Source organism: Aeromonas sp. 601027 (assembly GCF_049174455.1).
Lineage (GTDB): Bacteria > Pseudomonadota > Gammaproteobacteria > Enterobacterales > Aeromonadaceae > Aeromonas > Aeromonas veronii_A.
Map to the genome: position 1 here is coordinate 1 of NZ_JAAKTN010000027.1, position 10,078 is coordinate 10,078.

The 10,078-nt window shown below is 48.5% G+C and carries 5 protein-coding genes and 4 pseudogenes; 5 read left to right on the top strand and 4 right to left on the bottom strand.

Annotated features, from left to right (window positions below; genetic code table 11):
• Positions 1-58: 58 nt before the first annotated feature.
• Genes G5193_RS21625 through G5193_RS21635 form a run of 3 tightly spaced genes read right to left on the bottom strand, consistent with a single transcriptional unit; the run spans position 59 to position 3,966 of the window.
• The gene (locus tag G5193_RS21625) at positions 59-628 is read right to left on the bottom strand and encodes a hypothetical protein (protein WP_421207330.1); all 570 of its coding nucleotides are present in this window, start codon (positions 626-628) and stop codon (positions 59-61) included.
• 57 nt (positions 629-685) lie between these two features.
• Complete coding sequence (locus G5193_RS21630; protein ID WP_421207331.1) at positions 686-3,247, bottom strand: fimbrial biogenesis usher protein; 2,562 nt, start codon at positions 3,245-3,247, stop codon at positions 686-688.
• Positions 3,247-3,966, bottom strand: a complete 720-nt coding sequence (locus G5193_RS21635) for a fimbria/pilus chaperone family protein (protein ID WP_421207332.1) — start codon at positions 3,964-3,966, stop codon at positions 3,247-3,249. Before G5193_RS21635 ends, G5193_RS21630 begins: the two co-directional genes overlap by 1 nt.
• A 434-nt stretch (positions 3,967-4,400) precedes the next feature.
• Between G5193_RS21635 and istA the strand changes: the two are divergent.
• From istA to G5193_RS21660, 5 genes and pseudogenes are all read left to right on the top strand, one after another.
• Positions 4,401-5,870, top strand: a pseudogene (gene istA / locus G5193_RS21640) (IS21 family transposase).
• Positions 5,871-5,959: 89 nt separating this feature from the next.
• Positions 5,960-6,103 (top strand): annotated as a pseudogene (locus tag G5193_RS21645) (hypothetical protein); the annotation flags it as partial.
• Between the two features lie 52 nt (positions 6,104-6,155).
• A pseudogene (locus tag G5193_RS21650) lies at positions 6,156-6,629 on the top strand (ATP-binding protein); the annotation flags it as partial.
• Between the two features lie 260 nt (positions 6,630-6,889).
• A pseudogene (locus G5193_RS21655) lies at positions 6,890-7,912 on the top strand (IS630 family transposase).
• Between the two features lie 423 nt (positions 7,913-8,335).
• Positions 8,336-9,070, top strand: a complete 735-nt coding sequence (locus G5193_RS21660) for a Crp/Fnr family transcriptional regulator (RefSeq protein ID WP_421207333.1) — start codon at positions 8,336-8,338, stop codon at positions 9,068-9,070.
• Between the two features lie 178 nt (positions 9,071-9,248).
• Here G5193_RS21660 and G5193_RS21665 read toward each other — a convergent pair.
• Positions 9,249-10,078, bottom strand: an 830-nt coding sequence (locus G5193_RS21665; RefSeq protein WP_421207334.1) for a hypothetical protein, incomplete at its 5' end; no start/stop codon positions are given.

Consider the following 10,078-nt stretch of genomic DNA (forward strand, 5'->3'; position numbering starts at 1 on the left):
TTAGCTCCTGATAACACGAGCCATTACGCATTACCATTTTTACTCGGTAATAAATTGCCTACTCAAGCAGTTCGACACTAAGACGGCCCTCAACCCTTTGTGTGTCCGGTACGATAAATGCACTTTCCAGCAAATACGGTGTTGTGGTGATGGTCGCATTCAGCACCCGGCCTTTTTCAAGGCTTTCTCCCACGGCGATGTCATCTCCTACCCGCACTTGGTGCGAGTTATCGGTAACACTTGTTATCGCGCCCCTGTCGCTGGTTTTTATCAGTTGCATTTTTTTACCATCCAACACGGCATCACTTATTACAATAATTACCTTTCCTTGATTGCCCAGCGCAATGTCGCCATCAGCACCGCTAACACCTGAAAAACGCAACGCCATGTGTTCTTCCTGAGGACAGCTAATGGTCAAATTGCTTGTACGCTCATCCCATTTTGTAGCACGACCTTGTGGGCTATTAAAAAAAGACAAATCATCCCGGCGTTGGTTACCGTAATCTTGCTCTAATGGGGAAATATTTATGATGCAATCACTTACATTTGCTTGCACTTGATTACCAAGCAAAAAGAGCAGCACCGCCAACAGGGCACCATTTCGTAAACTGAACCAGCTAATTAACATAATGGTCTCTCCTGGGTTTGTTGATAAGCTGAATTGAATGTCGCGACACTCCATCTATTACATTTCGCAGGTTGCATCGACATTTTCGTAATATTCATCTAGTGATGGCATGTCACGAAGCTTGAATTTGAGCTGACATTTTCGACCAGCCTCATCTGCTAGTGCGTACAAATATTCACTATTTTCCACATCAGCGATAAACACCACGCCATCCTCCACTGCGGTAGTGACATATTGATTGTCATCATCAAATATCACTGCCCCCTTGGGCACCAATTTACCGTCAGGCATAGTGAGTCTCAGCATTGCCCTACGTACCGACAGCACGCCAAATTGCAATTGATGAACGGCCCCTCGACCCGCATTTACGGTTTTCATGCCATTGTTAACATCCACGTTTTTTGGCAGCGAGTCAGTGTTAATCATGACATTGGAGTTCTGATATGCGTTAAGTGACGGCACCACCGCATTTCCCCATTTATCTGTCCACACCGTCCCTTGTGGCGTACTAATCTCAACCCCTGCCACATCTTGGCCCAGCGAGACAACACCAAAGGTGTCTTGCACGGCATAAGGCGAAAATGTCACACCTTCACTGTGAGCAACGATGCCACCATCAAGCGTGGCCGAGGTATAGCGAGAGTGCTTCCCTGACGAGCCAGCATTCACCCCCAGACGTGTATAATGTAGGTTGGCATTCAACCCACCATTAACAACCCGGCCATTATTTCCTGAGGTTTCCGCCGAGACGTTGTAACTCAGGTCTTGTGTAATGTTTCCCGATGTTTGCGCCCCATAAGTTGTGCTTCCATTATCCCCTCGCACAAACGTATTAACGCTCTGCGAACCGAACGGAATGCTGACATTGAGATAAAAGGTATCACCACTATTACGGCCATAGCCATTGCCATTGCCTGAGTCAGCATCTATTTCACGCTGCCAATTTGCATTCACCGAAACGGACTTGAATTTCCTTCCCCACGATGCAATCAGTCGTTTTGAGGTATTATCATTGTCACCATATCCAGTGGAATTCGAATATCCTAGCGAGAGCGAGCCTAGCAAGTCATTCGACCAACCAGCAGAGAGCGAATAACTATTTTTTGTTCGCGAACTCAGTGCATCCTCAGAAAAGGTATCCAACAAATCTCGATAGCCTTCGCTATTTTGCTCCCAGGATGTGGCAACATAGACATTACTGGGCGCAGTGTAACTTGCCGACGCACTGAATCGCACTCCGCTATTGTCATTAAGTTGCTCATGAGACCCTAGCAAGTTGGCACTCAACCTCAGGTTATCCTGCGGCATAAAATCCACACCACCCGCCAGCGACTGATATTTATTTGCCACCATTACCCCACCAACCAGATTCAGGTAATTAGTGGCCTGCCAACCATTTGAGGCAGTAGCAAGCCATGGAGTATCAAACGGCGTGTCAATATCTCGCAATGTACCCAGCGCCATTGATAACGCCAAAGGCCTGCCAAGCTTGGCACCAACGAGGCTTGCCGCGCTAACCGTGAATGCGTTGGTCGCGCCAGAGCTCTCTGTCACCGTGACATCCAGGTCCGTATTGACACTGATAACTGGAATATCGGTGAGAGTAAATGGGCCAGCAGGCACTAGCGTTGAGTAAATCAAGACCCCCGACTGCCTAATATCGACACGCGCCTGAGCAGTCTGAGCGATACCACTCACTGAAATACCACTACCACCATCACCTTCCAGCGCGGTCTCTGGAATTAATTGTGCGCCATTAATGGCGTAACCAGAGAACAGCGTATCACTGACATTGATTTGCCCTATCTGTGCAATTTTTTGCGCATCACGAAGAGTGTGCTGTGCATAGGTGTAGAGCGAATCACGATTCACCTTGCCATTACTTTGGCTCACCATCTGCTTGCTACGCAAAAGCCAGTCATTGGCGTTAACGCCTGCCTCGAACGCGCCTTGCTTGTAGTCGCTACTCCCACCACCATCAAATTGGTTTTGGCTGGTAAACAGCGAATAATTCAACAATGCCGCAACACCGCCGGTGCTGAAATTATCTTGCTTTTCCGTTTGCGATATCAGTGCTTCTGGTGGGGTAAGCACCTCAATCCGCTCCTCCGTAGGAAACAAAGAAAATACCGTCCCGGGGAAAGCGTCCGCATAATCAATGCAACTAACAACCTCACTCTCACCCCGCTCATCCTTGGCAACATCAGCAAAGTCACTACCTCCGTCACCCATTATTGATGAAGAAAGCACATCCTTTGCCTGCTGCGGCATTTTTAACCCAGCGGCATTCAAAAAATCGCGACTAACACAAGGCTGCCCCGCCTTATCAAACAAGACAGAGATGTTGCCGATATCGCGACCGTTCAATAAAACACTTACCGTGCGCATCCCTGGCGTAAAACGCGCCTTATGAGAAAAATAAGTTGCAACGGAAACATCTATGCCGCGAGCGCGCAACGTTTCCACATCAAAATTCAACGCCTCATCAGTGTTGCTTGTCTCAGCAGCACAAACGTAACCACTCAAGACGCAACTCACCACTAAAGCGGCCATCTTTAAGGGAAAGGGTGCCACTAATGAATGCAAGTAGGAGCCTCGCAATACAGAGAGCGCCATCATTACTTCACCGCAGCCAAATAGTCACCCACGCCGATACCAAAGCGCGACACAGGGGAAATTTTCACCTGCTTGTCGGTCGTGGTTGACTCAAGTGTGACATTCAACGTCTCCCCCGGCAGAATAAAGGTCTTGCCAATAGAGCCCTTGATATTTGATGGCTGAGTTACCACTTTTGGCGACAAGCGAACTACGTAAGCACTCGGATTGGTGACAGTTAATTTATTCCCCTGCACTTTCCATTCAAGCTTTTCCCAAGGCGTTGTGAGCACCGGTAAATTTTTCGGATGAATGATGACAGGGAGATTCTGACGTATGGTTGTAGCGATTTGCTTCCCACCCGCCACCTTCGCTTGAGGGATCCCTTCAAAAGTGACACGCTTGTACTGCTCAACTTGCAGCGGTTCGACATTATTGAGCACAAAACGCACGAGTTGAGTTTGACCCCCTTCAAGGCGAACAATGGGCTGAGTGGCAACCAGCATAACATCGCTAGCATTGTCGCTCTTTTGTGCACCATCACCATCGACATTCTGAATGGTGGTGTATAAAAGAGCAGCTTTGTCATCTGTGTTTTTTACTTTCATGCTACCACCACCATCAGCCTCATTAATGAGAAGCACGGTTGCCTCCGGCACCATTCCGGATGAATGAGACTGCATTGAAAGTGTCGCTATCGCCAAAGTGAGGGCAAATTTAAACGCCCGCGATTTACTCATCATAAAAATAAAACTCCAACGCTAACCCAGACCATTAATTGGCCAGTTTGCACAAACAAAGTGCAATAAAAAGGTTGCTGTACGCGAAATTTCTTTCGTCATAAAGCCTTGACATGTCATTCAATGATATTAGAACCGCACATCGATTAATGTTCCCTGAGGAACAAATGAATGTTTTTTTGCGCAGTGAACCGCCCCAGGTATCGCGGAGGCTTCACCTGTTGATAGAGTGGAGTCATTGTTAGCTCATCCAACAAGTTCTCCCCCGAAATCCGTGAGCGAGCATTCCGCATGGTTTATGAGATTAGAGAGTCTCACGACACCTAATGGGCTGCTATTAGGCGACAATTACTCTGGCCTGTTTGTAATCTAAGAGTCCTGTTTCTTCTTTCCAGGGAGACCTTGTGACGCTGAACATTAGGTAGGTCAGTTTTTATATGGCTCAACGTAAGAAAGGTCTTAGTCAGGATGCGGCGTCAACTACCGCTGGGATCTCCGTCCGGTCTGGGCGGCGTATCGAGAAAGAACGACAATGGCAGCAGTCGAACGAGCGACACTGGCGTACACGTCAGGACCCGCTGGAGCTGGTCTGGGAACACGAGATCCTCCCCCTGCTCGCATCTCGTCCACGACTTTCACCGACAACCGTTCTTGAGTACTTACAAGATAAATACCCAGGCCAGTACCCTGATACCGTGCGGCGGGCGCTCCAACGACGCATCCGCACTTGGAAAGCTTGTCATGGCGAAGAGCTGGAAATCATGTTCCGCCAGGAGCACAAACCAGGGCTACGAGCGCTGTCTGACTTTACCCAGCTGAAGAACACGGTGATCACTCTTAATGGTCGCCCGCTGGAACATAAACTTTTCCATTTCAGGCTTGAATGGAGCCGCTGGAGCTGGGTGCGCGTCGTTACTGGTGGAGAGAGCTTTACCGCTCTGCCTGAGGGGCTCCAGGAAGCTCTTGGTCAGCTGGGCGGTGTACCGCAAGAGCACCGTACAGATAGCTTGGCAGCCGCATGGAAGAACCTGAGTGAAGATGACCATCATGATCAAGCGAGCGCTATGCCCAACTTTGCGTACATTACGGCATGACGCCGTCACGCAACAACCCAGGGAGGAGCCATGAAAATGGCTCGGTTGAATCAGCCCACGGCCATCTTAAGCAACGTATCCGGCAAGCCCTGCTGCTTAGTGGCAGTAATGACTTCCAGTCGCTGGAAGAGTACCGACGATTTGTAACCCAACAGGTTTTGCGTCATACCCAACGCAATCAGGATCAGGTCCAGCAAGAGTTGGCGTTTCTGACACTACTGCCCCGGAATCGCTGTGCTGACTACGAAGAAATCTCCGTTCGGGTAAGCAGCAGTAGCACTATCAATGTGAAATTCGTTGTGTATAGCGTTCCCTCTCGACTGATTGGGCAGATGCTGAAAGTTCGCCTCTGGGATGATCGCCTGAGCTGCTACGTGGGTTGCGATGAGGTGATGAGTAGCCATAGGGTCAGGGCGGCAAAGGGGAAACGTCGTGCCCGTTGCATCAACTTCCGTCACGTCATAGGCAGTCTGGTGAAAAAGCCGGGAGCCTTCTACCACGCAGCGCTTCGCAATGACATCCTGCCTAATGATGAATGGCGCCAGCTGTGGCAGCGAATGTGTTCACGTTTGACGCCTCAACTAGCCAGCAGGCTTATGGTGAACGCCCTCAAGCTGGCAGCAGAGCAGGAGGACATATCTCTGATCGCAAAGAGAGTGAGCGAGCTATTACTGGAGCCTGGAGAACCGGATCTGCAAAAAGCTACTGAAGTGGCTTGGCGTTAAAGAAAAACACCCCTTGCCGGATGGGAAAGTAGTCCAGCATAGCCTGCAAAGCTATGACCTCCTTCTCCAGAGGGGAGGTTTACAATGACCGATATTCATACCCTTGAAAGACTGCTGAGAAAGCTGCGTCTAACGCGTGTGGCGTCAGAATGACACAGTCAGGAAAAACGAGCCTTAGCCGAAGGTTGGACCCCCTCGCGTTATCTGCTGTCGCTTTGTAGCGAAGAAGCAGCACACCGGCAAACTGAACGGCTGCGGCGATATATAAAAGAGGCGCGTCTGCCGACGGGTAAAACACTGGCCGAATATGACTTCGGCTAGGTTCCGGAGCTGAACGCAATGCAGGTGCGCCAGCTATAGTACAACGACGGACTGGGTGGACAGCGGTGAAAACGTCCTGCTGTTCGGGGCCAGCGGTCTTGGCAAGAGTCACCTTGCCGCAGCGATCGTTGACGGCGTTGTATGTCAGGGGCATCGAGCCCGGTTTTACAGTGCCGGTGAATTGCTACAGGAACTCAGTAAGGCCAGATCATTGCTGAGACTTAATGAGGTGCTTCTGAAGCTAGATCGCTACCGGGTGATAGTGATAGACGACCTTGGCTATGTCAAACGTGACAATGCTGAGACGGGGGTGCTGTTCGAGTTGATCGCACATCGATATGAAAGAGGTAGCTTGATTATTACGAGTAACCATCCGTTTAGTGAATGGGGCAGCATCTTCGTGGATGAGACGATGGCGGTGGCCGCAGCCGACAGGCTGATCCACCATGGATACATTTTCGAGGTAACGGGAGAGAGCTACAGGAAGAAGACGTCAAAAACGGTAACCCAACAGTCAGTTAAGTAATTATCCCTTGGCGGCCAGAGTAGTTGACGCCTAATAAAGGCGCTTTGTTCACACTGCGGGTGTAGCATTAACATCAAGGTTCGCGTCTACATAAGCATCAAAGATATTTAATTTACAAAGCCCTCCTCCCATGAAGCCAGTCGGTATTTAGCTAAATAGCTGTTCCGAATATTAGATCACCGGAGGTAGGGAACTCAGTTCAGTTTGTGCGATCTCATTAGTCGCCAAACAAAACAAGCCGCACCCAAAGGACTGAATTGATGCCTATCCTACCACCCCTGCCACGACCACAACGGCGCCGCATTCACAAAATCATCCATGCCACGCGTGATAAAGGGCATGCTCGTCGCTTGATGGCCATCTTGCTGTTACATGAAGGACGCACGATCACTGATGTTCATCACCTTACCGGCGCGGCTTGCTCGACCATCGGTCGTTGGCTTCGGTAGTATCGAGATGAAGGTGTGGGGGCGTTAGAGACCTTACCGGCTGGCCATGCCCCTGTCTTACCAGTCGCCAAGATTGTCACCGTACTGGTGCTGCTCATGCAGTTTTCTCCGCAAGATTTTGGTTATCAGCGCAGCCGCTGGTGTACCGAACTATTGGCTATCAAAATCAATAGGTTAACGTGGCTCAACATGGCAGCCTCCACGCTCCGAAGATGGTTACCTCGTATGGGCATTGTCTGGCGCAAGCCCATGCCGACCTTACGGATAAAAGACCCGGCCTATCAGGAGAAAATGGCGGATATCGACGCTGCGCTGGCTCGCTGTGGCGCCGATAATCCGGTGTTTTATGAAGATGAAGTCGATATAGACCTCAACCCCAAATTAGGGGCCGACTGGATGTTCAGTGCGCAGCAAAAGCGGGTTGTCACACCGGGACAAAACGCCAAACATTACCTGGCAGGCGTTCTCCATGCAGGTAACGGAAGAGTACTTTACGTCAGCGGGATAAAGAAAAAGTCATCCCTGTTTATCGCCATGCTGGAAAAGCTGCCTCGCCACTACCGACGAGCCAAAACCATCACGCTGATCCTCGATAACTACATCATCCATAAAAGCAAACAGACCGCGCGATTGTTGAAGAAGAACCCAGGGTTCTGCTTGGTGTTCCAGCCAGTTTACAGCCCTTGGGCTAATCACATAGAACGGCTGTGGCACAAAACCATCACGCGCAATCATCAAGACAGAGGAATGGCCTGCCTGCTGGCCCGAGTGAAACACTTCATGAACACAGTGTCTCCTTTCCCGGGGAATGGCTATGGCACAACGAAGGTGTAGCACTATTGGGATCAGTTATTTAGACAAGTCTCGGCGTAAACTAGAACAGCAATTATAATGACATTTCAGAAATAATAAAAATCAATACATCATTGGCGGCTGTAAATTTATTAAAATCTAGCCTTCACTGATGGCGAAGATCCTACCCCGCAATCTGAATAAACCATGGTTATTTTGCAAGAAAAATATACTGACAAAAATTTCAAGATAATCTTGCGCAACATTACCCCATATAATCAACTGCAACCTAATATCTAGACATAAAAACAACCCATCGTCATGATGTATAAGTTTTATTGGACAAATGCTTTATCAAGCGCAAGATGTTTGTACCATATCTGATAAATAGCACTATTCAATCGTGTATACCCATCACCTTAAATTTATCATGTAAACAATTTCCACGCCACATGAGGAAGAAGAATGGATTCGCTAAAAAAGGTTGAGATATCAACATTGGCCACAGTGATTGAATGGCCCTGCACTCTCCAACAATCCACCCAAGCGCATCTGCTTGCAATGCTTAAATCCATTGAGATCAGGCAACTTGATAGTGGGTTACCTGGCATTATTTATGTTCATTCGGGGTGTCTTGTCAGCTATGCAAGCAACGTTACCTTGGACAACTCATTAGGGCTGCTGTATGGCGCAGGAAGTTGGTTTGGCATCCAAGTGATTCATAATAATAGATACAACCCTCAAATTATGTATGAGCCTCTCAGGCCAACTCAGCTTTTCTTACTCCCAAAAGCCGAGATAGAAAGGAGTTTGTTAAAAAACATTGAAATATATAAATTTTTGTTTTTTATCTCACAGCGTATAGGCCGTCTTAGTCTGCAAATGGGCAGCAATGCACTTCACAGCTTAATATCTCGCATTATTTATGTTTTGCTAGAGTTATCCGCGAAGAGCTCAGAGAATAATGCAACACCGTTGACAATAAAAATAACACAGCAAAAACTAAGTCAAATCGTCGGCATTAGTCGCCCAAGGCTTAATGAAGTGCTGCAAGATTTGGTAGTTTCTGGTGAGTTATCTCTTGAGCGCGGAACAATAAAAATCAACAAGCCAGACAAACTAAAAGCTAGGTTGCATAAATTTCATTTAATGTTTAACGACCCGACCGAGAGCGACTTTGCCACCAGCCAGCAAAAATGACCGCGATAACAAAAACCATCAATGCTGATAATATGTGGGCAGTCACTATGTGGTAGATGACCGCGCAATTGCAAAATAAAAAGGAGGACTCAGCCTCCTTTTTATTTTTAAGTGTAACTAGTCTCACTAGTTAATGGCTTGCACTACCTAGAGCGCTAGCACAACAAAACAACCAAAATTATGATCGGCCGGGGCGGGTACAGGTAAAAACCCACCCCTCTTCGAGCGATCCAGAGCCCAATACGGCACCAGTAAGCAGGCTCTTAATCGCGACGGGGCCGCTGGTATACAAATGTGAGTAAGTCCAATACCATTCCCCCGTATAGAACCCAAACATTGTCTTGAGTTGATTGTTAGGGTAAGCATTATAAAGTGGTCCCAGCTCTTCTGTTCTTGCCAGTGATCTATCTTTTACGCGCGCGCAAGCATCACGAGCGTCACCATAGTTCGCTTTGCCAGTGTTAGTTTGAACCATAACTTCCCGGGGCATCCCACTCACCGAGTTTATAATTGGTATCCATCGCTCTATCTGCACAGATTCCTCCGATGATTCAAGAGCGCCGATGTTTCCAATAGAACTACCTGCGGGGGCGTAAGCCATTACCCGAACAAAACCAGCTTTCGCTTTTGTCGAAAGCACGCCGTTCTCAATGGCTGCAACAGTGTCATCAGTGACATCCCAATCAACAGCGGATGTCGCATCCGGGGTGACGGCAACCTTCCACTCAACTGAATCGGTCACATCCTCTTCGACGCCATCCGACATCAGAGCTTTAGCTTTGAATTTATGTTCACTTACCAGCACCATGGTGCCATCTAGCGGTAAATCTTCGATGGTCAGCGTTAAAGCTACAGCATTGGTCACTTCCACATCAGCTGTCGTTGAGATAGTGCTGCCAGCATCAGGCCACGTAGATGTATCCATCGTTACGGCGTTGTTGCCCAAATCAACGAGCAAGTCATGACTTCCCCAGCTCCTGGTTACCGTTACACTCGAGGCTTTCTGAC

What these genes read in the sequence shown, in the direction of transcription:
- G5193_RS21625 (WP_421207330.1), bottom strand. Translation starts at nt 628, where the DNA reads ATGTTAATTAGCTGGTTCAGTTTACGAAATGGTGCCCTGTTGGCGGTG.
- G5193_RS21660 (WP_421207333.1), top strand. Translation starts at nt 8,336, where the DNA reads ATGGATTCGCTAAAAAAGGTTGAGATATCAACATTGGCCACAGTGATT.
- G5193_RS21635 (WP_421207332.1), bottom strand. Translation starts at nt 3,966, where the DNA reads ATGATGAGTAAATCGCGGGCGTTTAAATTTGCCCTCACTTTGGCGATA.
- G5193_RS21630 (WP_421207331.1), bottom strand. Translation starts at nt 3,247, where the DNA reads ATGATGGCGCTCTCTGTATTGCGAGGCTCCTACTTGCATTCATTAGTG.